This window comes from Frigidibacter sp. SD6-1, from assembly GCF_030143255.1.
Lineage (GTDB): Bacteria > Pseudomonadota > Alphaproteobacteria > Rhodobacterales > Rhodobacteraceae > TMP-24.
The window spans coordinates 325472-348646 of record NZ_JARJNR010000001.1 but is presented as its reverse complement, the minus strand read 5'-3'; the positions used below and the strand labels follow the sequence as shown (position 1 = coordinate 348646).

At 66.2% G+C, this 23175-nt stretch carries 19 protein-coding genes; 13 read left to right on the top strand and 6 right to left on the bottom strand.

Going from position 1 to position 23175, the window contains the following annotated elements; all coding sequences use genetic code 11:
* Positions 1-76: 76 nt before the first annotated feature.
* Positions 77-853 carry a phenylalanine 4-monooxygenase gene (locus P0645_RS01685; RefSeq protein WP_284162819.1) on the top strand — a complete coding sequence of 259 codons (777 nt, stop codon included), beginning with the start codon at positions 77-79 and terminating at the stop codon, positions 851-853.
* Between the two features lie 102 nt (positions 854-955).
* Here P0645_RS01685 and dnaE read toward each other — a convergent pair whose 3' ends face one another.
* Together dnaE and P0645_RS01675 are read right to left on the bottom strand one after the other, a co-directional pair.
* A complete protein-coding gene (gene dnaE / locus P0645_RS01680) occupies positions 956-4471 on the bottom strand; it encodes a DNA polymerase III subunit alpha (protein WP_284162818.1) in 3516 nt (1171 codons plus the stop codon).
* A gap of 95 nt (positions 4472-4566) precedes the next feature.
* A complete protein-coding gene (locus P0645_RS01675) occupies positions 4567-5391 on the bottom strand; it encodes a DUF6544 family protein (protein WP_284162817.1) in 825 nt (274 codons plus the stop codon).
* 296 nt (positions 5392-5687) lie between these two features.
* Between P0645_RS01675 and xdhA the strand changes: the two genes are divergently transcribed.
* From xdhA to P0645_RS01630, 9 genes are all read left to right on the top strand, one after another.
* Positions 5688-7055 (top strand): xanthine dehydrogenase small subunit, encoded by a 1368-nt coding sequence (xdhA, locus tag P0645_RS01670; RefSeq protein ID WP_284162816.1) that lies wholly within the window; start codon positions 5688-5690, stop codon positions 7053-7055.
* Positions 7052-9373: a xanthine dehydrogenase molybdopterin binding subunit gene (gene xdhB / locus P0645_RS01665; protein ID WP_284162815.1), complete on the top strand. Its 2322-nt coding sequence runs from the start codon at positions 7052-7054 to the stop codon at positions 9371-9373. Before xdhA ends, xdhB begins: the two co-directional genes overlap by 4 nt.
* Positions 9373-10329, top strand: a complete 957-nt coding sequence (xdhC, locus tag P0645_RS01660) for a xanthine dehydrogenase accessory protein XdhC (RefSeq protein WP_284162813.1) — start codon at positions 9373-9375, stop codon at positions 10327-10329. The genes xdhB and xdhC overlap by 1 nt, the downstream gene beginning before the upstream one ends.
* Before the next feature lie 16 nt (positions 10330-10345).
* The gene (locus P0645_RS01655) at positions 10346-11869 is read left to right on the top strand and encodes an ABC transporter ATP-binding protein (RefSeq protein WP_284162812.1); all 1524 of its coding nucleotides are present in this window, start codon (positions 10346-10348) and stop codon (positions 11867-11869) included.
* 81 nt (positions 11870-11950) lie between these two features.
* Positions 11951-13033, top strand: coding sequence for an ABC transporter permease (locus P0645_RS01650; protein WP_284162811.1), 1083 nt, complete (start codon positions 11951-11953; stop codon positions 13031-13033).
* Positions 13033-13965, top strand: a complete 933-nt coding sequence (locus P0645_RS01645) for an ABC transporter permease (protein WP_284162810.1) — start codon at positions 13033-13035, stop codon at positions 13963-13965. Before P0645_RS01650 ends, P0645_RS01645 begins: the two co-directional genes overlap by 1 nt.
* Positions 13966-14040: 75 nt before the next feature.
* Entirely contained in the window at positions 14041-15135 is a 1095-nt protein-coding gene (locus P0645_RS01640) for a BMP family ABC transporter substrate-binding protein (protein ID WP_284162809.1), read from the top strand.
* Between the two features lie 130 nt (positions 15136-15265).
* On the top strand, positions 15266-15718 hold the full coding sequence (locus P0645_RS01635; RefSeq protein ID WP_284162808.1) for a MarR family winged helix-turn-helix transcriptional regulator: 453 nt from the start codon (positions 15266-15268) through the stop codon (positions 15716-15718).
* A complete protein-coding gene (locus tag P0645_RS01630; protein ID WP_284162807.1) occupies positions 15715-16332 on the top strand; it encodes a cysteine hydrolase family protein in 618 nt (205 codons plus the stop codon). The genes P0645_RS01635 and P0645_RS01630 overlap by 4 nt, the downstream gene beginning before the upstream one ends.
* Before the next feature lie 218 nt (positions 16333-16550).
* On the opposite strand, the gene P0645_RS01625 is transcribed toward P0645_RS01630, so the two are convergent.
* Both P0645_RS01625 and P0645_RS01620 read right to left on the bottom strand, forming a co-directional pair.
* The gene (locus P0645_RS01625) at positions 16551-17435 is read right to left on the bottom strand and encodes a cation diffusion facilitator family transporter (protein ID WP_284162806.1); all 885 of its coding nucleotides are present in this window, start codon (positions 17433-17435) and stop codon (positions 16551-16553) included.
* Positions 17432-17956 (bottom strand): SH3 domain-containing protein, encoded by a 525-nt coding sequence (locus P0645_RS01620; protein ID WP_502854774.1) that lies wholly within the window; start codon positions 17954-17956, stop codon positions 17432-17434. Before P0645_RS01620 ends, P0645_RS01625 begins: the two co-directional genes overlap by 4 nt.
* 173 nt (positions 17957-18129) lie before the next feature.
* Between P0645_RS01620 and P0645_RS01615 the strand changes: the two genes are divergently transcribed.
* Both P0645_RS01615 and P0645_RS01610 read left to right on the top strand, forming a co-directional pair.
* Entirely contained in the window at positions 18130-19116 is a 987-nt protein-coding gene (locus P0645_RS01615; RefSeq protein ID WP_284162805.1) for a 2-hydroxyacid dehydrogenase, read from the top strand.
* A gap of 4 nt (positions 19117-19120) precedes the next feature.
* On the top strand, positions 19121-19852 hold the full coding sequence (locus tag P0645_RS01610) for an MBL fold metallo-hydrolase (RefSeq protein WP_284162804.1): 732 nt from the start codon (positions 19121-19123) through the stop codon (positions 19850-19852).
* On the opposite strand, the gene P0645_RS01605 is transcribed toward P0645_RS01610, so the two are convergent.
* Both P0645_RS01605 and P0645_RS01600 read right to left on the bottom strand, forming a co-directional pair.
* A complete protein-coding gene (locus P0645_RS01605) occupies positions 19849-21267 on the bottom strand; it encodes a PepSY-associated TM helix domain-containing protein (protein WP_284162803.1) in 1419 nt (472 codons plus the stop codon). The two genes, P0645_RS01610 and P0645_RS01605, sit on opposite strands and share 4 nt — an antisense overlap.
* 44 nt (positions 21268-21311) lie before the next feature.
* Positions 21312-21710 carry a DUF2946 family protein gene (locus tag P0645_RS01600; protein ID WP_284162802.1) on the bottom strand — a complete coding sequence of 133 codons (399 nt, stop codon included), beginning with the start codon at positions 21708-21710 and terminating at the stop codon, positions 21312-21314.
* Positions 21711-21860: 150 nt separating this feature from the next.
* Here P0645_RS01600 and P0645_RS01595 point away from each other — a divergent pair, with 150 nt between their 5' ends.
* Positions 21861-23063, top strand: a complete 1203-nt coding sequence (locus tag P0645_RS01595) for a hypothetical protein (RefSeq protein WP_284162801.1) — start codon at positions 21861-21863, stop codon at positions 23061-23063.
* Positions 23064-23175: the final 112 nt, after the last annotated feature.

Here is a 23175-nt window from a genome sequence, read left to right as displayed (position 1 = left end):
GCCAATACCGGCAGGATTGAAAGAAATTTCCGCTCCAGCCGTGGCAGACTGGGCTGGTCAAAGGCGGGAGGCGAACTTGGCGGGATATGAATCGAAACTGGCCCGGCCGGACGGCACTTTCTCCTATTCTCCCGAGGAGGATGCGGTCTGGGGCGAGCTGTTCGCCCGCCAGTTCGCCTTTCTGCAGGACAAGATGGTGCCCGCCTATCTTGACGGCGTCACGCGGCTGGGGCTGAACGAAGGCCATGTGCCGCAGGTCCGCGATGTTGATGCGCGGCTGGCCACCCTGACTGGCGCGGGCGTCGTGGGCGTGCCCGCGATCATCCCGCCCGCGCAGTTCTTCGATCTCCTGTCGCAGAAGAAGTTCCCGGTCGCGACCTTCCTGCGCCGCCGGGAAGAGATGGACTATATCGAGGAGCCGGACATCTTCCACGAGGTGTTCGGCCATTGTCCGCTGCTGACCGACCCCGATTATGCCGCCTTCATCGAACGGTTCGGGACGAAAGCCAAAGCGCTCGGCAAGCCCTACAGCTGGCGGATGTTCCGGCTCTTCTGGTTCACGGTCGAATTCGGGATGATCCGCACGCCGGAGGGCTTGCGCGGGTACGGCGCGGGCATCGCCTCCTCGCCGTCAGAGGCGGCGCATGCGCTGTCGGGCAAGGCCGAGATGCTGCCCTTCGATCTGATGACCATCTTCCGCTCGCCCTACCGGATCGACATCGTCCAGCCGGTCTATTTCGTCATCGAGAGTTTTGCGCAGCTTGCGGCCTCGCTCGACGCCGATGTGGGCGCCATGATCGACGAGGCCAAGCGGCTGGGTGACCTGCCAGCCCGGTTCGAGAAGGCGGCGTGAGAGGCGCAACGCCGGGGCCGAAAAATCTTCGCGAAGATTTTTCGGCAGTCACCGGGCAGTTTCGAAAAATCTTCGCGAAGATTTTTCGACGGAGAGGCCGCGTCAGACCTCCTCCACCAGCGCGACCCCCTCCATCGACTTGATCGCACCCTTGATCTGAGGATTGACCGGGAAGTCGCGGCCTGCCGAGACCTCGACTTCGGCGCCGGTCTCGCGGTCGGCGACGACGAAGCTGATGGCACCGGGCTTGGCGCGGCCCTTCATCTCGGCGGCCATGCGTGACAGAAGCCCCGCGACCGAGGCAACGGCTTCGGCGGTATCGACATGGACGCGCAGGCCCGTGCTGACTGCGTCGGCGGCGATGGAATCGATCGGCTGCGCGGCGCGGGCGAGGAGTTTCAGCGTCTCGCCTTCAAGGTTGGCCTCGACGGTGAGGACCACCGCAAGACCCGGCTCAAGGTGCTGGCGCGCGGCCTCGAGCGTGTCGGAAAAGACCGTGACCTCGTAAAGCCCGGTCGGGTCGGAGAGCGAGACGAAGGCGAAGCGGTTGCCCTTGGCCGACTTGCGTTCCTGCCGGGCGGAGACGGTGCCCGCGAGTTTCGCCACCATCGGCCCGCGTTCGGCGGCGGCGGTGAGTTCGGCAAGCGTCATCACCTGCTTGCGGCGGAGCGCGGGGAGGTAGTCGTCGAGCGGATGGCCGGAGAGATAGAAGCCCACCGCCTGATGCTCCTCGGCGAGCCGCTCGACCGGCAGCCAGTCGTTCGTCACTGCAAGACGCGGTTCGGGCAGATCGTCGCCCGCCTCGCCGAAAAGCGAGACCTGGGCCGACCCCGACTGTTCGTGGATGGCGGCCGAATAGGCGGCGAGCGCGTCGAGGCTTTCGAAGACCCGTTTGCGATTGGGGTCGAGAACGTCGAAGGCGCCTGCACGGGTGAGCATTTCCAGGGGCCGTTTGCCGAGGCGTTTGAGGTCCACGCGGCGGGCGAAATCGAAAAGCGTGACGAAGGGTTTCTCGCCGCGCTCGGTTGCCCGCGCGGCGACGATCATCTTCATTGCCTCGACGCCGACGTTCTTCAAAGCGCCCAGCGCATAGACAAGCCGTCCTTCGCGTACGGTGAAGGTGGCAAGCGAGCGGTTGACGCAAGGCGCCACTGTCTCGATCCCCATCTGATCGACCTCGCGCTTGTAGACGGCGAGCTTGTCGGTCAGGTGGATATCGCAGTTCATCACCGCGGCCATGAATTCGACCGGGTGATTGGCCTTCAGCCAGGCGGTCTGGTAGCTGACCACGGCGTAAGCTGCGGCGTGGGACTTGTTGAAACCGTAGTTCGCGAATTTCTCAAGAAGATCAAAGACCTCTCCGGCTTTCTTTGCGGGCACGTCATGGGTCTTCTTGGCGCCCTCGATGAATTTCGGGCGTTCCTTGTCCATCTCCTCCTTGATCTTCTTGCCCATCGCGCGGCGCAGAAGGTCGGCGCCGCCCAGCGAGTAGCCTGCCATGACCTTGGCGATCTCCATCACCTGTTCCTGATAGACGATGATGCCCTGGGTTTCCTCAAGGATATGGTCGATGGTCGGGTGGATCGATTCCAGATCCCGAAGCCCGTTCTTGACCTCGCAGTAGGTTGGGATGTTCTCCATCGGCCCCGGGCGGTATAGGGCCACGAGCGCCACGATATCCTCGATGCAGGTGGGTTTCATGCGCCTCAGCGCATCCATCATGCCGGTACTTTCCACCTGGAAGACGGCGACCGTGCGGGCGGCGGAATAGAGGTCGTAACTGGCCTTGTCGTCGAGGGGGATGGCATTGATCTCGTCCACCGCGCTTTCGGGCGGCGCATAAAGTTGGCGGCCATCGGGCGCGATATGCAGATGGCGGCCGCTTTGGCGGATGAGGTCGACCGCGTTCTGGATGACGGTGAGGGTCTTGAGGCCGAGGAAGTCGAACTTCACCAGCCCCGCCGCCTCGACCCATTTCATGTTGAACTGGGTCGCGGGCATGTCGGAGCGGGGATCCTGGTAGAGCGGCACCAGCTCGTCGAGCGGGCGGTCGCCGATGACTACCCCCGCCGCGTGCGTCGAGGCGTTGCGCAGGAGCCCCTCGATCTTCTGGCCGTAGTCGAGCAGGCGTTTGACCACCTCTTCTGCCCGCGCGGCCTCGCGCAGGCGCGGCTCGTCGGCGAGCGCCTTTTCGATCGAGACGGGTTTCACCCCCTCGACCGGGATCAGCTTCGACAGGCGATCCACCTGGCCATAGGGCATCTGCAGGACGCGGCCCACATCGCGGACGGCGGCTTTCGACAGAAGCGCGCCGAAGGTGATGATCTGACCCACCCGGTCACGGCCGTACTTGCCCTGAACATACTGGATCACCTCTTCCCGCCGGTCCATGCAGAAGTCGATGTCGAAGTCGGGCATCGAGACCCGTTCGGGGTTGAGGAACCGCTCGAACAGCAGCGAATAGCGCAAGGGGTCAAGGTCGGTGATGGTGAGCGCATAGGCCACCAGCGAGCCCGCGCCCGACCCCCGGCCGGGGCCGACGGGGATATGGTGGTCCTTCGCCCATTTGATGAAATCGGCAACGATCAGGAAATAGCCGGGGAACCCCATCTGTTCGATGATGCCAAGTTCGAACTTCAGCCGGTCTTCATATTCCTCGACCGTGGCGGAATGGGGGATGACGGCGAGGCGGGCCTTCAGCCCATCCCAGGCCTGACGGCGCAGTTCCTCGACCTCGTCATCGGCGAATCTGGGCAGGATCGGGTTGCGCTTCTTCGCGGCGAAAGCGCAGCGGCGGGCGATTTCGACCGTGTTTTCCAGCGCCTCCGGCAGGTCGGCGAACAAGGCCGCCATTTCCGCTTCGGACTTGAAATAATGCTGCGGCGTCAGGCGGCGGCGGGCGTCCTGCTGGTCGACATAGGCGCCTTCGGCGATGCAGATCAGCGCATCATGCGCCTCGTACATGTCGGGTTTCGGGAAATAGACATCGTTCGTGGCAACGAGCGGCAGGTTCATCGCATATGCCATCTCTATGAAGCCGCGTTCGGTCAGCCGCTCGGCCTCGGGCCTTTGGCCGCCCTCGCCCGGATGGCGCTGCAGCTCGACATAAAGCCGGTCGGGGTAGATTGCCGCGAGGCGCTTCATCAGCGCCTCGGCCTTCGGCCCCTGCCCGGCCTGCAGAAAGCGCCCGACCGGCCCGTCGGGGCCGCCGGTCAGGCAGATGAGGCCATCGGCATGGGCGGCGAGTTCGTCCAGCGTGACCTGCGGCAGCTCGCCACCCGCATCGAGATAGAGGCAGGAGTTGAGTTTCATCAGGTTCATGTAGCCTGCCTCGCTTTGGACCAGCAGGACGATGGGTGCAGGCGCACGCGGCCGTTCGCCGGGCTGGGCAGGGTCGTATCCGAGCGAGATCTGGCAGCCGACGATCGGCTGAAGCCCTGCACCCTTGGCGGTCACCGAGAATTCGAGCGCGGCGAAGAGGTTGTTGGTATCGGTGACCGCGACGGCAGGCATCCCCGCCTTCTCGCACAGGCCGATCAGCTTCTTGACCGGCACCGCCCCTTCCAGAAGCGAATATTCGGTGTGGGTGCGAAGATGGATGAATCGGGGAGAGCTCATGGCTCACCGATAGGGGAGCGGGGAAGAATTTTCACGAAAATTCTTCCCTCCCCGGAAAATCCTTCGCGAAGGATTTTCCGGCGCCCGGCGTCGCGTCAGTGACCGGCGGGCTGGCAGTCGGTGATGCGGCTGCGGAAGTAGATCTCGAACCCTTCGGGGTAATCATAGCCGACCTCGCCATAGGCAGGCACACGGCGGGCGCCGATCTGGCGGTAATCGCCGAACTGGCCGCGCCAGTCGTAGCGCACCGGTTTTCCCGCGGCATCGCGCGCGGGGCGCTCGCGCGCCTCCATCGCCACGATGTCGCCCGCCGCATCGAAGCGGAAGGTCACGCGGGCGGTGCCGACGCGGGTGTCGAGCTTGGCCTCGGCCTGATCCTCGCCCAACATGCGCCAGGCGATCTCGGGATTGCCGAGGATCGCATCGGGCGCCCAGGGCAGTTCGGCGAGATAGCGGTAGGCCTCGCCCAAGGTCGTCTCGACCCCGTTGGCGCGCGCGACCGTCAGCGCCCCGAAAAGCCGCGCTTCAAGCCAGCCCTCGCCTTCGACGAAGACATCGGCGACGCGCAGCCGGGTCAGCGGGCCGAAGCCTTGGCGCGCCTGCCAGACGAAGCCGGGACGGCCGAGGCCCACGATCTGGCGGGCGCGGAAGCGGGCGAAGAGGCCGCCGCGCTTGAGCCGGAGTTCGGCGGCTTGCGTCAGGACCAGCGCCAGATGGCCCGCGCCGACCTCCGCCCCGCCCCTCATCGCGAAGTCGCGGACGAGGGGCGGAAGGCGACCGGACTGATCGAGCCCCGAGGGACCTTGAGCGATGCGGGTCCGGGCGGCGTGGCACTTGCGGCGGAAAAGGATCGAAAACAGGGACAGAAGAACGACGGCAATGAGGATTGCGAGCACCAGGATCAAACCTGTTGTCTGCATGGGGGTCTCCGGCGTTGCGGGGGCTTTTTGCCCCTCTTGAGTGGTGGCGGGTACGCTAGCGGCGGTTTTCCCGCCCGTCACCCCTCGATTTGCCCGGCCTCCCGCCCGGTGGCGGTCAGCCGCCGATCTTTCGGGAAATTGCGAAACTGATTTATCGGATTCACTTGAAGTTATGCTTGCCAACGCGCGCCCCTCGGCGCTTCATGACGGCAGGGAGACGGGGGTGTCCTTCGCTTTACGCCGCATCGGGCGATGGCACGAAACCCCGGACGAGGAGAAGGCGGCGGACAGACGCGATGAGCGACATAGCGTTTCTCTTGAACGGAACGCCGGTCCGGGTTGCGGGCGAAAGCCCCACGCGGACCCTGCTTGACTATTTGCGCGAGGTCCGGGGCCTTCGGGGCACCAAGGAAGGCTGCAACGAGGGCGATTGCGGCGCCTGCACGGTGATGGTCACCGACGAGGGCGGATCGCGCGCGCTGAATGCCTGCATCCTGTTTCTGCCGCAGCTGCACGGCAAGGCGGTTCGGACCGTCGAAGGCCTGTCGGGGCCCGATGGCGCTCTGCATCCGGTGCAGCGGGCGATGGTCGACCATCATGGCAGCCAGTGCGGTTTCTGCACGCCGGGGTTTGTCGTCTCGATGGCGGTCGCGCACAAGGAAGGCGCGACAGATCATGACGACCGGCTGGCGGGCAACCTCTGCCGCTGCACGGGTTACGCGCCGATCATCCGCGCGGCGGAGGCGGCGGAGACCGCCCCGGTGCCGGAATGGATGACGGAGGACCTGCGCCCCTTGGCGGGCGGCAAGGCACCCTTTGCGCCTGCCACGTCGGACGCGCTGGCGGGCTGGTACCTCGCCCATCCCGATGCGACGCTGATCGCGGGGGCGACGGATGTCGGGCTTTGGGTCACCAAGATGCTGATGGAGCTGCCCGAGGTCGCGTTTCTTCATGCCTGCAAGGATCTGCAAGGGATCGACAAGAAGAACGGCACGATCCGCATCGGTGCGGGCGTCACCATCCAGCGGCTGCGGTCGGCGCTTGGTGACAGCCATCCGGCCTTCGCCGAACTGCTGCGCCGCTTCGCCTCGGAACAGGTCCGGGGCGCGGCGACGATCGGCGGCAATATCGCCAATGGCTCGCCCATCGGCGACGCGCCGCCCGCGCTGATCGCGATGGGGGCAAAGCTGCATTTGCGCAAGGGCGAGGCGCGGCGCGAGATCGCGCTGGAGGATTTCTTCCTCGATTATCGCAAGCAGGACCGCGCGAAGGGTGAATTCGTCGAGGCGGTGACGATCCCGGCCGCGGCGCCCGATCTGGCCTGCTACAAGCTGTCGAAGCGGTTCGATCAGGATATTTCGGCGGTCTGCGGATGCTTCAATGTCACGCTGCGGTCGGGGCGCGTCGAGGCGGCGCGGATCGCCTTCGGCGGCATGGCGGGCATTCCCAAGCGTGCAGCGAACGTTGAGAATGCGCTGGTGGGCCAGGCCTGGGCCGAAGCAACGGTCCGCGCGGCTCTGCCGGAATTTTCAAGGGATTTCAAGCCGATGACCGACATGCGCGCCTCGGCTGGCTACCGGTTGGAAAGCGCGCAGAACATGCTTTTGCGCTATTTCCATGAACGCGACGGCAAGGCAGCCTCGGTTCTGGAGGTGGTGGCATGAGCATTGGTGCCTCGCTTCCCCACGACAGCGCCGCGCTCCATGTGACGGGCCGCGCGCGTTATGTCGACGACCTGCCGGTTCCAGCGGATACGCTGCATCTGGCCTTCGGCCTGTCAACGATCGCCCATGGCGAGATCACGTCGATGGACCTGTCGGCGGTCCGCGCCGCACCGGGTGTGGTCGCGGTTCTGACCGCCGATGACCTGCCGTTCGAAAACGATGTCTCGCCCTCGGGCGATCATGAGCCGATGCTGTCGCGCGGCACGGTGCATTTCGTCGGCCAGCCGATCTTTCTGGTGGTGGCCGAAAGCCACTTGCAGGCGCGCAAGGCCGCGCGGCTCGGGCAGATCAGCTACAGGGAGCGCCCTGCCCTTCTGACCGTCGATCAGGCCCTGGCGGCGAACAGCCGGTTCGAGGATGGCCCGGTGATCTGGTCGAAGGGCGATGCGGCGGGCGCTATCGCGAAGGCGCCGCGCGTGGTCGAGGGCACGTTCGACATGGGCGGGCAGGAGCATTTCTACCTTGAGGGCCAGGTGGCGTTGTCCGTGCCGAACGAAGGCGGCGTGACGGTTCATTGCTCGTCGCAGCATCCGACCGAGATCCAGCACAAGGTGGCCGAGGCGATCGGCACGCATATGAACGCGGTCCGGGTCGAGATGCGGCGCATGGGCGGCGGTTTCGGCGGCAAGGAAAGCCAGGGCAATGCGCTGGCCTGCGCGACGGCCATCGTGGCGCGCATGACAGGCCGCGCGGCCAAGATGCGCTATGACCGCGACGATGACATGATGATCACCGGCAAGCGCCATGATTTCCGCATCGACTATCGCGCGGGTGTCGACGAGAAGGGCCGGATCCTCGGGATCGACTTCCGTCATCTGGTGCGTTGCGGCTGGTCGATGGACCTCAGCCTGCCGGTCGCGGACCGGGCGATGCTGCATTCCGACAATGCCTACAATCTGGAGCATGTGCGCATCGAGAGTCACCGGCTGAAGACCAACACCCAGTCAGCGACCGCCTACCGTGGGTTTGGTGGCCCGCAGGGCATGATCGGGATCGAGCGGGTGATGGATCATGTCGCGCATGTGCTGGGGCTGGATGCGCTGAACGTGCGGAAGGTGAACTATTATCAAGACGCGGGGGCTTTGCCCCCGCACCCCCAAGGTATTTCGGCCAAGATGAAGGGGCAGACGACGCCCTATCACATGGAGGTCGAGGACTTCATCCTGGGCGCGCTGACCGAGCGGCTGGAGGGGAGCGCGGCTTTTCAGGCGCGCAAGGCGGCGGTGGCGGACTGGAACGCCAAGAACGAGATCCTGAAGAAAGGGATCGCGCTGACGCCGGTGAAGTTCGGTATTTCCTTCACGCTGACGCATTACAATCAGGCGGGCGCGCTGGTGCATGTCTATCAGGATGGCTCGATCCACCTGAACCATGGCGGCACCGAGATGGGTCAGGGCCTGAACCGCAAGGTGGCACAGGTCGTGGCGGCGGGGTTTGGCGTTGACCCGGGCGCGGTGCAGATCACCGCGACCGACACGGGCAAGGTGCCGAACACGTCGGCCACGGCGGCCTCGTCGGGCGCCGATCTGAACGGGATGGCGGCGAAGGCCGCGACCGACACGATCCGCGAGCGGATGGCCGAGTTTCTGGCGCGCGAGCATCAGGCGGAGCCTGCCTCGGTCCGGTTCGAGGGCGGCCGGGTCAAGGTGGGCGGCGAGGAAATGGGGTTCGAGGAGGCGGCGAGGCGCTGCTATCAGGGCCGGGTCAGCCTTTCGTCGACCGGCTTCTATGCGACGCCCAAGATCACCTGGGACCGCAAGGCGGGGCGCGGGCGGCCATTCTATTACTTTGCCTATGGTGCGTCGGTGACCGAGGTCGTGATCGACACGCTGACCGGCGAGAACCGCATCCTGCGCACGGATATCCTGCATGACGCGGGCGCGAGCCTGAACCCGGCGCTGGATATCGGTCAGGTCGAGGGCGCCTATGTGCAGGGCGCGGGCTGGCTGACGACCGAGGAGCTCGTGTGGGACGACAAGGGGCGGCTTCGCACCCATGCGCCCTCGACCTACAAGATCCCCGCCTGTTCGGACCGGCCGCGCATCTTCAACGTCGCGCTCTGGGACGGGCCGAACCGGGAAGAGACGATCTATCGGTCGAAAGCGGTGGGGGAGCCGCCGTTCATGCACGGCATATCCGCCTTTTCGGCGCTGGCGGCGGCCTGTGCGGCCTGCGGGTCCAACTGGCCCGACCTGCAGGCCCCGGCGACGGCAGAGGCGGTTCTGGCGGCGGTGAAGCGCGCGCGGGGGACGGGCTGATGGGGTTTGACCGCGACCAGATGGTGCGGCTTGCGAACCTTCATGGGCCGGTTGTGCGCGTCGTCGTCGCCGACATCGCCGGTTCTACGCCGCGCGAGGTCGGGGCGTCGCTGGTGGTCTGGGCCGATGGCCAGGAGGGCACGATCGGCGGCGGCACGCTGGAACATGAAGCGACACTGGCGGCGCGGAGAATGCTTGCCGAGGGCGGCGCGGCGCGGGTGGACCGGCTGCCGCTCGGCCCGACGCTTGGCCAATGTTGCGGCGGGGCGGTGGTTCTGCTGTCCGAACCCTGGGATGGCGCACGGCTCGCGGCGCTCGCGGGGCCGCTTGTCGCGCGTCCGCTTCCCGGTCAGAGCCCCGACATGCCGCTAACGGTAAGACGCCTTATGGCGAAAGCGCGGGGCGAAGGGGCCCTGCCTGCGGCCCGCGTGGTGCAGGGCTGGTTCGTGGAACCTTTCGCCCGGCCAAAGCGCGATCTGTGGGTCTGGGGCGCGGGTCATGTCGGTCGCGCCATCGTCGCGACCATGGCCACCCTGCCGGACCTGCGGATCACCTGGGTGGATACGGCAGCCGACAGGTTCCCGGACCTGCCCGATGGGGTGGTACAGCGGATCGCCGCGAACCCGGCCGATCTGGTGGCCGAGGCGCCCGCAAGTGCCGAGCATCTGGTCCTGACTTTCAGCCATGCGCTGGATCTGGAACTTTGCCACCGGCTGCTGAGCCACGGGTTCGTCCGGCTCGGGCTGATCGGATCGGAAACCAAGTGGGCGCGGTTCCGGTCACGGCTTCAGGCGCTCGGCCATGCTGCGGAACGGATCGGGCGTATCCAGTGCCCGATCGGACGGGTGGAGTATGGCAAGCATCCGCAGGCGATTGCCATTGGCGTGGCCGCGGAGTTTTTGGAACAAGGCCGCGAGAGAAAATCCGGTGCAACGGACGGCGCGCTCAGCGCATGAGGGGGGACGGAACGGCATGACACGGCCAGAGCTTCTGAAGATCGAGGGGATATCCAAGAGCTATCCCGGCGTGCGCGCCAATGACGATGTTTCCTTCGCGGTCGGCGAGGGCGAGGTGCATGCGCTTCTGGGCGAGAACGGCGCGGGCAAGTCGACGCTCGTGAAGATGATCTACGGGCTGGTGCGTCCCGACGAGGGGAAAATGACCTTTCGCGGCGCACCCTACACGCCGGGAAAGCCCGGTGAGGCGCGGGCCTCGGGTGTGGCCATGGTCTTCCAGCATTTCTCGCTGTTCGAGGCGCTGAATGTCGCGGAAAACGTGGCGCTCGGCATGGAAAACCCGCCGCCGATGCGGGAACTGGCAGCGCGCATCCGGGCGGTGAGCGAGGAATATGGCCTGCCCTTGGACCCTGCCCGCATGGTGGGCGATCTGTCGGCGGGAGAGCGGCAAAGGGTCGAGATCATCCGTTGTCTGTTGCAGGACCCCAAGCTTCTGATCATGGACGAGCCGACCAGCGTGCTGACGCCGCAGGAGGTGGAGATCCTCTTCCGCACACTCCGGCAATTGTCGGCGGAAGGTACGGCGATCCTTTATATCTCGCACAAGCTTGAGGAGATTCGCTCGCTTTGCGACGAGGCGACGATCCTGAGGCGCGGCAAGGTGGTCGCCACCTGCACGCCGCGCGAAAAGACCGCGCGTGAACTGGCCGAAATGATGGTGGGCGCGACACTGTCGCCGCCCGAACGTCATCCGGGCGAGAAGGGCGAGGTCGTTCTGGGCGTGACCGATCTGTCCGCCAACTCGCCCATCCCGTTCGGCACCTCGCTGAAGGGCGTGAGCTTCACCGTGGCGCGGGGCGAGGTTCTGGGCATCGCGGGCGTGGCCGGCAACGGACAGGACGAACTGTTGCTGGCGCTGTCGGGCGAATTGCGGACCGGGGCCGACAAGGTCAGGATCGGCGGCCATGCAGCAGGCGATCTCGGCCCGGCGGATCGGCGCAAGGCGGGGCTGGTGGCCGCGCCGGAAGATCGCTACGGCCATGCGGCGGCGCCGGACATGTCCTTGATCGAGAACGCTTTCCTGACCGGCGCCTTGCGCCGGGGGCTGACGAGGAACGGCTTCATCGACTGGGCCGCAACCAGGACATTCGCCGAGGAGGTGATCGCCAGCTATGATGTGCGGACGCCCGGCAGCCATGTCGCGGCGCGCGCCCTGTCGGGCGGCAACCTGCAGAAATTCCTGATCGGGCGCGAGCTGGACCAGAGCCCCGAGGTGATCGTGATCAACCAGCCCACCTGGGGCGTCGATGCGGCCGCTGCCGCCGCGATCCGCCAGGCGATCCTCAATCGCGCCGCCGAAGGCGCGGGCGTGGTGGTGATCAGCCAGGACCTCGACGAACTTCTGGAAATCGCCGACCAGTTCGCGGTCCTGAACGAGGGGCGGCTGACCAAACCGCGCCCCGTGCAGGGCCTGACGATCGACGAGATCGGACTGATGATGGGCGGCGCCCACGGTATGGAGGTGGCCCACCATGTGTGAGCAACGCCAATTTTCTTGCAAGAAAATTGGCAAATTCCTTCGAAGGAATTTGCCGCAGCCGACGGTCGGGGGGAAGTCACCATGCTGAGGCTTGAAAAAAGGCCGACCCCTTCGAAGTTCTGGCTTTATGCGACGCCTGTCGTGGCCGTCCTTCTGACGATGATCGCGGGCGGGATCCTGTTCGGGCTTCTGGGCAAGAACCCCGTCGCGGTGATCAGGACGATCTTCTGGGACCCGCTCTTCGGCGAATTCGCCTTCTACCTGCGCGGCCAGCTTCTGGTGAAGGCGGGGCCGCTGATCCTCATTGCCATCGGCCTGTCGCTCGGGTTCCGGGCCGGTATCTGGAACATCGGGGCCGAGGGCCAGTATATCATGGGCGCGATCTGCGGCGCGGGCGTGGCGCTGGCGCTTTACCCGACCGAAAGCCGCCTGGTCTTTCCCTTGGCGATCCTTGCGGGCGCGCTTGGCGGCTGGGCCTGGGCGATGATCCCGGCGATCCTGAAGACGCGGTTCAACACCAATGAAATCCTCGTCTCGCTGATGCTGGTCTATGTGGCCGAGACGATCCTTGCCAAGGCCTCGACCGGGTTTCTCAGGAACCCCGAGGGCGCAGGCTTTCCGGGCAGCCGGTCCTTCTCATCCTACACGGCGGCGTCCAACCCGGAACTGATCGCCGGATCAGGCCTGCATTGGGGCGGTGTCGCGGCGCTGGCGACGGGAGTTGCAGCCTATGTGCTTCTCAGCCGCCATATCCTCGGCTTCCAAATCAAGCTGGCCGGTCAGGCGCCGCGCGCGGCACGCTTCCATGGCGTGAACCCTGAAAGGCTCGTCCTTCTGTGCATGGGGCTTTCGGGCGCGCTGGCAGGGCTTGCTGGACTTTTCGAGGTGACGGGACCGGCGGGCAAGATCTCGATCGACTTCAACGTGGGCTATGGCTTCACCGCGATCATCGTGGCGTTCCTCGGCCGGCTCAATCCCCTGGGGATCGTGCTGGCGGGCTTCCTGATGGCGCTGACCTATGTCGGCGGCGAGATGGCCGCCACCAACATGGGCCTGCCTTCGGCCGCGATCCAGGTCTTTCAGGGCATGCTTCTCTTCTTCCTTCTGGGCGTCGATGTGCTGACCAATTATCGCATCCGCTCTGCACTCATGGGGGCACGGTGATGGAGTTCGGCGGTATCAATCCGGTCATTCTGATCGCCTCGCTCATGGTGGCGGCGGTCCCGATCATGCTGGCGGCGCTCGGCGAGCTTGTCGTCGAGAAATCGGGCGTGCTCAATCTGGGCGTCGAGGGGATGATGATCGTGGGCGCGATCTGCGGCTTCATCACCGCGGTCCAGACCGGCAGCCCGGTGATGGGTTTCCTCGGCGGCGCAGTCGGCGGCGCCGCGCTGAGCCTCGTCTTCGCCTTCCTGACCCAGGTTCTTCTGGCCAATCAGGTGGCGACAGGCCTTGCGCTGACGCTCTTCGGCCTCGGCTTCGCCTCGCTGATGGGACAAGGCTACAACGGCATCAAGCCGCCGCCGACCCTCTCGGTGCCGATGGGGCCGCTGGCCGATATTCCGGCCCTTGGTCCGATCCTCTTCGACCATGACTGGATGGTCTATATGTCGATTGCTCTGGTCGCTGTGGTCTGGTGGGTGCTGAAGGCCACGCGCCTTGGCCTCATTATCCGCGCGGTGGGCGAAAGCCACGAGGCGGCGCATGCGCTCGGCTACAAGGTCAACCGCATTCGCCTCGGCTGCATCGCCTTCGGCGGCGCGATGGCGGGGCTTGGCGGGGCCTATGTCAGCCTTGTCCGCGTGCCGCAGTGGGTCGACGGGATCACCGCGGGCGCGGGCTGGATCGCGCTGGCCATCGTCGTCTTCGCCTCCTGGCGGCCCTGGCGGGTGCTGATCGGCGCCTATCTCTTTGGCGGCATTACGGTTTTGCAGCTCAACCTGCAGGCCGCCGGATCGGCGATCCCGGTCGAGTACTTGTCTATGTCACCCTATCTGATAACCATTCTGGTGCTGGTTATCATGTCCTCTGGCAGGGGTCGCGCGGCGCTGAATGCCCCCGCGAGCCTCGGCCAGAATTTCCACGCCGCACGCTGAGGCGGCGGCAGACGGCAAAACCAACGGCAAAACCAACGGGGCGCACCAAGGCCCCACCAACGGGAGAGTAAAGGAATGCTGAGAAGAACCCTAATGACCACTGCAGCCCTCGGTCTCGGCCTCGCGCTGACCGGTGGCGCGGCGCTGGCGGCGGGCATGGACCATGTGAAGGCCTGCTTCGTCTATGTGGGCCCCATCGGTGACGGCGGTTGGACCTATCAGCATCATCAGGGCGCGCTGGCGGTGCAGGAAGCCTTTGGCGACAAGGTCGAGGTCCAGTGGCAGGAAAGCGTGCCCGAGGGTGCGGACGCCGAACGTGTGCTGACCCAGATGGCGCTTGGCGGCTGCAACATCATCTTCACCACCTCGTTCGGCTACATGGATCCGACGAACGCGGTGGCGGCCAAGTTCCCGGACGTGAAGTTCGAACATGCCACCGGCTTCATGCGCAACAGCGAGAACGTCTCGACCTACAACGCCCGCTTCTATGAAGGCCGCGCTGTGCAGGGCACGATCGCGGGCCGCATGACCAAGTCGAACAAGATCGGCTACATCGCCTCGTTCCCGATCCCTGAGGTCGTGATGGGCATCAACAGCTACTACCTGCACGCCAAGAAGGTGAACCCGGACGTCGAACTGTCGGTCGTCTGGGCCTACACCTGGTTCGACCCGGCCAAGGAAGCCGATGCCGCCAAGGCGCTGATCGACCAGGGCGTCGACGTGATTGCCTCGCACACCGATTCGACCGCTCCGCTCGCTGAAGCCGCCAAGACCAATGGCGCGGTGATCGGGTTCGGCCAGGCCTCCGACATGGCCGAATACAAGGACGGGCCGCGCGTGTCGTCGATCATCGACAACTGGGCGCCTTATTATGTGAAGCGCGTCGGCGCGCTCCTGGACGGCTCCTACGCGCAGGCTGACGCCTGGGAAGGGATCGCGGGCGGCGAAGTGGGCATCGGCGAGATCACGGCGGCGGTTCCGGCCGAAGTGAAGGCCGAGGCCGAGGCCATGCGCGATGCGATCGCGGCGGGGACCTACCACCCGTTCACCGGTCCGATCAACAAGCAGGACGGCTCCGCCTGGCTGGCCGAGGGCCAGACCGCGCCGGATGGCGACCTTCTGGGCATGGACTTCTATGTCGAAGGGATCACCGGCGACATTCCGAAGTAAGGCCCTGCCACTGTCCGACGGAAAACCCCGCTGCGGCGGGGTTTTTCTTTGGCGGACAGGTGAGCGTGTCCCCGAGAGGGTCGGTTTCCGGTATTGACATTATGATTGTCGTAATGACATTCATAGTGTCATGGAAAAGACCGACCTCCTCTACCGCCTGATCTGGATGTCACGCCCGCTGATGCAGGCGGCGGAAGCCTCTGTCGAGCAGGGGCTCGCGGGTACCGGCCTGACCGTCAGGATGCGCGCGGTGCTTGAGATCCTGCACGCCCATGGCGATGCGACGGTGCCCGACATCGCCCGCAAGCTCGACATCAACCGGCAATATGTACAGCTGATGGTCAACGAGACGCTTGGCGCCGGGCTGACGGTTCAGCGACCCAATCCCCGGCACAGGCGGTCGATCCTGTTGGCGCTGACCGAAGAGGGGCGCGCGGTGATCGGCCAGGTGATCGCGCGCGAACGGGCGCTGGTCGCGGCGATCGGCGCCGATATCGACGCGGAGGATGCCCGGACCGCGCTGACGGTCGTCCTCGCCCTTGTCGGGAAGCTGAAGCATCACGCTGGAAAGGTAGAAGGATGATCGGGTATCTGTTGGGTGCGGCCGGTCTTGGGCTGCTGCTGTGGCTGGGCGACGGCGTGCGTCGCATCGGCGCGGTTAGCAAGGGAAGGCCGATCGGGCGGCGATCCGGCACGGCACTGCTGCTGGTCGATCTGCAGACGGTCTTCTGGGATGATGGTCCCTATTCCAGTACGGCGAAGGAAGAGGCCCGGTCGGCCATCCTTGACGAGGTCGCGGCCGCGAAGGCAGCGGGCCATCCGGTCATAGCGCTGCGTCAGGAATGGTCGGTCCCCTCGACGCGATGCCTCGCGCGACTGACGATGAAGGGCCGGGCCATCGCCGGGACGCCGGGGACCGAGATCGCTGTGCCTTTCGCCGGAATCGCCGATCATGTCCTGGTCAAACCGGTACAGGACGCGTTCCGGACGGGCGAGCTTGACCGTCTGCTGGCGCGGCTCGATGCGGGGAAACTGCATATTGTCGGTCTCGATCTGAACTACTGCGTCCTGAAGACCGCGCTCGCAGCCCGGAACCGGGGCTATGAGGTCGCCGTGCCGCTGCGGGCAACTTTGGCGGCGGGCTTCACGGAGGGCGCGCGGAAACGGCTGGCCGCGCGCTCGGTCCTACTGCAGTAGCGCGCCAGCGACCCTGGTGCGGAGCGGTTTTCCCCCGGGGGGCGGCGCTCGTCGTCGGCCTTCGGCCGCTCCTCGCCTTGGCCAACATGTACTTGAAGAGGTACAGGGAGGCGGCCCGCCGATCGGGCAAGGGGGCTTCTCGCCGCCCGTCGGGCGCTCCTCGCCCCCCCGACGAGAAGCCGCAGGCGCACGAGGAGGCGCCCGTCAGACACCATGGCTCAGGTCTCGCCCGCCACGTCCTTGTGAACGATCACGTCGCAGTCGGGATAGGTCTCGATGATCCGGCGCCTCAGGCCCGCGCCGATCGCATGGGCGTCGCGCAGCGACTGGTCACCGTCGAGCTCGATATGGATGTTGACGAAGACCCGGCTGCCGGCCATGCGGGTCTTGAGGTCGTGAAAGCCGCGCACCCCGGGCCAGTCGCGGGCGATGGCGGCGATGCCTTCTATCACGGACGGATCGGCGCGGCGGTCCATCAGCGCGTCCCAGGCGCCCTTGCCGATCCTGAACGAGCCGAGAACCAGCATCAGCGCCGCGCCGAGCGCCACGACGGAATCGACCTGGCCGAGGCCGAAATGCCGCGACATCAAGAGGGCCGCCAAGGCGCCGATGTTCGGCACCAGATCGGACATGTAATGCAGGCTGTCGGCGGCGACCACGCGGCTGCCGGTGCGGCGCGCGACCCGCCGCTGCCAGAGGACAAGGCCGAGCGTCACCAGGATCGAGAGCCCCATCACCGCCATGCCGCGCGCCTCGTCCGCGATCGGCGAGGGCGCGTCGGAGAGAAGCCGTCCCGCAGCCGCCCAGCCGATCACGCCCCCCGAGATCAGGATGAAAACCGACTGGCCGAGGGCCGCGAGATCCTCGACCGACGTATGGCCGAAGGCATGATCCTCGTCCGCCGGCCGCGCGGCATAAAGGATCGCCATCAGCCCGCCCAAGGACATCATCAGATCAAGCGCGCTGTCGGCGAGCGAGGCCGCGACCGAGAGCGCTTGTGTATGCCCAAGCGCCCAGAGCTTCAGCGCCACGAGAAGAAGCGCCACCGAAACCGAGGCCACCCCCGCCGAGAGGTTCAGCCCGACAGCACCCGGACGGTTCATTCCCGTACCTCGTCCGCGTCCACACCCCAGAGTTGGGTCTTGGCGACCCAGCCGGTCTCGCCGCCCGCCGTGATCTCGCACCAGTCGAGCGTGCAGGGACCGAGTTTGCCGATCACCCCTTGGGACGCCCTGGCAAGGACCGCAGTCTTCTCGCCGGGGCCGACATGAAGCAATGTATCCGGTTCGGTCACGAGCACGGTCCTGACCCCGGAGAGAAGCGTGTAATAGATCCAGCCCCCCTGCCCCTCCTCATCCTCGACCCGGCGCCAGTGTTCGAACTCGGCCGTGACCCTGAGGGGCATGTCGCGATGGCGAAAAACCCAGTCGATGCGGTGTTCGAGCGAGGGGCCGCGCCGCACGTTGCCATCGGAGGTCTTGAGCGAGACATAGCGCGGCAGCGGCAGGTTGGTGACCGGGCCCTTGCCGGGCTCGACCGCGCCGCCGGGCGCGGGCGCGGCCATCCCCTCGCCCTCTTCCTGCGCGAGGAGAGGCAGCGGCAAAAGTCCCAAGGCCAAAGCCATGACCAGTGCCCGGGCGCCCGCCCTGATTTGCCGTTGGCCTGGGATCAGCCTCGTCACGTCAACCGCCTCGCAATAATCTTTCGGGCTTGTGGCTTACCCGATTGCGCTGCACTTTGCCATCAGGGGCGTCGGGGCGAAAGCCCGGACTGGATGGCAGGACGAAGGAGCGAGCGATGCGGAGCGAACGGCTGACAGTGGTGGTCACGCGGCGCCTGCCCGAGCCGGTCGAGACGCGGATGAAGGAATTGTTCGACGTCGAGCTGCGCGACAGCGACGAGAAGATGAGCCGCGAGGATCTTGCCGCCGCCATGCGTCGCGCCGATGTGCTGGTGCCGACCATCACCGACCAGATCGACGCGACCCTGCTGGCGCAAGCGGGCGAGCGGCTGAAGCTGATCGCCAACTATGGCGCGGGGGTCGACAATATCGATGTCTCGACCGCCCGCCAGCGCGGAATCCTCGTGTCCAACACGCCCGGCGTCCTGACCGAGGACACGGCCGACATGACCATGGCCCTGATGCTTGCCGTAATCCGCCGCCTGCCCGAAGGCATGGCCGCGATGCAGGGCGGAAGCTGGGGCGGCTGGTCGCCAACTGCCTTCCTCGGCGGGCGGCTCGGGGCCAAAAGGTTGGGAATCCTCGGCATGGGCCGGATCGGCCAGGCGGTCGCGCGCCGCGCCTCGGCCTTCGGCATGCAGATCCATTATCACAACCGCCGCCGCCTGCGCCCGGAGACCGAGGCCGAGCTGCAGGCCACTTTCTGGGAAAGCCTCGACCAGATGGTGGCGCGCATGGATGTGATCTCGATCAACTGTCCGCACACGCCATCGACCTTCCATCTGATGAACGCGCGGCGGCTGAAACTTCTGAAGCCATCGGCGGTGATCGTGAACACGTCGCGCGGCGAGGTGATCGACGAGAATGCGCTGACGCGGATGCTGCGCGCGGGCGAGATCGCGGGCGCGGGCCTTGATGTCTATGAACATGGCACCGAGGTGAACCCACGTCTGCGCGCGCTGCCCAATGTCGTTCTTCTGCCGCACATGGGATCGGCGACGATGGAAGGGCGGATCGAGATGGGCGAGAAGGTGATCATCAACATCAAGACCTTCGCCGACGGTCACCGCCCACCCGATCAGGTCGTGCCCGGCATGCTGTAGGCCCATGGTGGCGGGCTGGTTTGCGACCAAGGAACTTCAGCCCGGCCTTTGGGTCACGACCGAACCGGCGGTTCATCCGTTCTTTTCCGCCAACCTCTACACGGTACGGGGCCGTGACGCGGACCTGCAAGTCGATTTCGGCTGCGGCGTCGCGCCCCTGCGGCCTGCCCTCCCACTCACGCCAGGCAAACCGGTGATCGCCGTCGCGACCCATGCGCATGTCGACCATATCGGCGGCTTTCACGAATTTCCCGACCGGCGCGGCCATCTGGCGGAGGCGGAGTGCTTCGCGACCGTGGCCCCCGGGCTGACCTTTCAGGACTGGTTTCGCGAGGAGCGCGCGGGACCGAGCCTTTCCGCCCTGCCCCATCCCGGTTTCACGCTGTCCGACTGGGCGCTTGCCCCGGCGCCACTGACCGCGACACTGGCGGACGGCGAGCGAATCGACCTTGGCGACCGCGCCTTCACCATCCTGCACCTGCCCGGCCATTCGCCGGGCTCGATCGGGCTCTTCGATGAACGGGACGGGCTCCTGCTGACCGGCGACGCGATCTATGACGATGAACTGGTCGATGACATAGCGGGCGCCGACATCGCGGCCTACCGGGCGACGATGCGGCGCCTTGCCGCCTTCGACTGCCGCCTCGCCCTTGGCGGCCACGGTCCGCCGTTCGACGGGGCCCGGCTGCGGCAGATCGCGGCGGACTATCTGGCCCGCCGCGATCCGAGAGGCTAGCTGAGCACCCGCTTCAGCCCGGGCACCAGCGACAGGATCGCAATATCCGCCACCAGAACGGCCATGAGTGTCAGGCCGAGCATCGGGACGGCCATTGACAAGAGGATGGCGATCAGGACCACGCCCCGGGTCAGGGGCGCGTTCTGGGCCGTGGGCGGGGCGGCAAGGCGCACCGTGCTGGCCGGGCGGCGCAGCCACCACATCACGATCCCCGAAAGGCAAAGCATCACGACGGCAAGGCAGAAGAGCCCGTTCAGGATGACGTTCCACAGGCCCGTCTGCCCCTCGTGCAGGGCGATGCCGACCGCCATCGCCTTGCCCGCAAGCGAATAGTCGGCGAAGCGAACCTCGGCGAGAATCCGGCCGGAATAGCGGTCGACATGGACCGTGCGGTCGGCGGTCGGGTCCGGGCTGTCGTAGCTCATCGAATCCTGCGCGATGGTCCAGACACCGGTCTCGTCCCCCGGAGGCGTCAGGCGGAAACGGCCGTCAAAGCCGATCTGGCGCGCCAGTGCCACGACGCTTTCCAGCGTCACCGCCGAGCCCTCGGCCAGTCCGGCCATTCCCGCTTGCGAACCCGATTGCGGCATCTGCGTCTGTTCCAGCGCCCAGGGCACCTCTTTCTCGGAATGGTTCATGCTGGCGTGGGTCGCATCCGACAGGGGGACATTGTCCCATTTCTCGGCCGGAAAGCTCGACCAGGCCTGCACGAATTTCTCGCCCCAGACCCCGGACCAGGCGAGGCCGGTGACGAAGAAGAAGGCGAGAAGGATAGCGGTCCAGGCGCCGGTGACGGAATGGAGCGACTTCCACAAGGCCCGGCCCCGGGCGGCAAGGCGCGGCAGGAAAAGGTCGCGGACCGACCCGCCATTTCTGGGCCACCAGAGGTAGACGCCACTGGCGACAAGAAGAAGGCCGAGCGAGGCGGCAATCTCGATAAGCCGGTCGCCGAGGGTGCCGATCAGCAGCGAGCCGTGAATGTCCTCGGCAAGGGCGTTCCAGGTGTCGCCCTCGGCCGTGATCCGCAGCGCGGTGCCCCGGTAGGGATCGAGCGCCACGACCCGTTCCCCCCCCTCGGCGTCGAGGATGGAGAAAAGCGCGGGCGTGGCTGCGTCGTAGGGCGCCGTGTAGCCCGCAAGGCCGGTGGCGCCGGGGACGGCCGCAAGGGCCGCGCTTTCCTGATCGGCAAGGCTCAGGGCCTCGCCCGCCGGTTCGACCGCCAGCCGGTCGCCATATTCGGGCGCGATGGCGGTGAACCACATCATGAAGAAGCCGGTGACGGCGAGCATGATCAGGAAGGGCACGACATAGAGCCCTGCGTAGAAATGCCAGCGCCAGACGGCGAAATAGAGCGGATTGGTACGGGACGCGCCCGTGGTCGGCGCAGTCGCGCCGGAAAGCTCGGTGACAGACATGATATCTCCTGTTGGATCGAAGGCCCCGAAGGGCGGGTTCGCGATCAGGAGACAGCGGGCGGTGCGCGCGAGGGCGGTGTCGGTGTGTAGCGGGCGGGTGCGATGCCCGCCTCTGCCGGTGGCGCGACCGGACCGGCGAGGGTGAGAGCAACGGGTGCCGGACCCGACAAGGGCGCGGCAAGCGCCAGATGCGCGGCGGCGGCGAAGGGACAGGGCTGGCGCTCGTGCCCGCTGCCCTCCGGATCGCGCGCCGGTTCAGGAACGCCCTCCGCGCCCGCAACCATCATGACCGGCCCCTCGCCCGTGCAGAGCGCGAAGGCGGGCCAGCCGCCAGCGCCCGTCACCGGCATCAGCCCCGGCGGAAGCAAGACCCACAGGAGCATCGCCAGAAGTGCGATCTGGCGAGGAAACCGGGCGGCGTGCGGGCGGAAAAGGCGGCGCATGCGCCCGAGTAGCGGCGCGTGAACCGCTCGTCAATCCGTGGCGGTCGCCGCGATCTCGCGACGATTGTCTCTAAACTCCGACTTGTCGTCCAACCGTCAAATTTCCGCCCATTTCAGCGCCTACACCCGCGCCGAAACTGGGGAACGGCTATGTCAAAAGGCTTTCTTGTCGCGTTCGTCTGCCTTGTCGGTGCGGGCACCGTGGGCGTCGATTATGTCAACCAGGCGAAGCGGGCGGGAGTGGCGCCGAACGCTTTCGGCGCCGATGCCTACATGACGAGCATCAGCGCGCGCTATTTCGACTATCGCCGCACGATCGAGGATGAGGCCAAACGCAGCGCGCTCTTGCAGCAGAAGCGGCGCGAGCTGTTGCCCGAGGCCCCCGATGGCTGGGCCCGCCATGTCTGGGGAGAGGCCGACGAGCGCCTGTTCGGCACCGATAGAAATGTCGCCCTGCCCGACGAGCTGAAGGACGAACCGACCCTGACGGCCCTGATGGAGATGGATCGGAAGATGGTGCAGAAGCTTCGCACCGACCAGAGCTATGTTTATGAAAAGGATGGCGAAAGTGTCGCCGTTCTGATCCATTATGACCGCACCGCCGGCCAGGGCGGGATGATGGGCGGGCCCTTCATGTCGCTGGTGAACGGCAATATCGAGGCCCTGTCCGGCAAGACCGGTTTCGCCGTGGTGCAGGGCGTCACCTTCCGCCGCGATTTCGGTGTGATGAATTTCGGGCAGGATGAGGCGCCAGATGCCGACCCTGCAACGGTCACCCGCGCCTTCTCGGCCAATCTGAACAGCCAGATCCGCATCGCGGTGACCGCGCGCGCCCGCGACGAGGCGATTTTCGAGGTGCTGAGCGCGATCGACTTCGACCAGCTGAACTTCCTTCTCGACGCGCCGATCGAGGGGATCGGTGCTGCCGCGCCCACCATTCCATGGGAAAGGCAGAAGGCCGAGGCCGATGCCCGCGTCGCCGCCGACAGCGCGGCACAGGTCATGGAGGCGATCGACAATAACCAGAAGCTGCTCGACTGGGCCAAGGAAGTGAGCGAACGCCACAAGGGCAAGCTGCCTTCCGAGGCGGAATATGCCGCAGAGGTCACGCAGATGAACCAGATCGGCGGCGCGGCGGAACCTGCCGCAGCACCGGCCGGGGAGGCTGCGGCGGAGACAGCGAAGGGCGGCGGCTTCCTGTCGATCGTCAACGGCCTGTTCGGCAAGGGCGCGACCGAAGAGACCGCCGACGCCGAAGAGCAGGCGCCCGCGAAGCCCGCAGTCGGCAGCTTCGGCAGCGGCAACTGCACGATGCAGGGCGCGGTCAAACGCTGCAGCGCCTCGGGCGGCTGAGGCCGTCGCGAGCAACAAGCGTCACGTCGGCCCCGAAAGAAAATTCTTCGCGAAGAATTTTCTGCCCCCAGGCCGGGCTTCCTGCCGGATTTTTCATGAAGCCCCGCGCGCC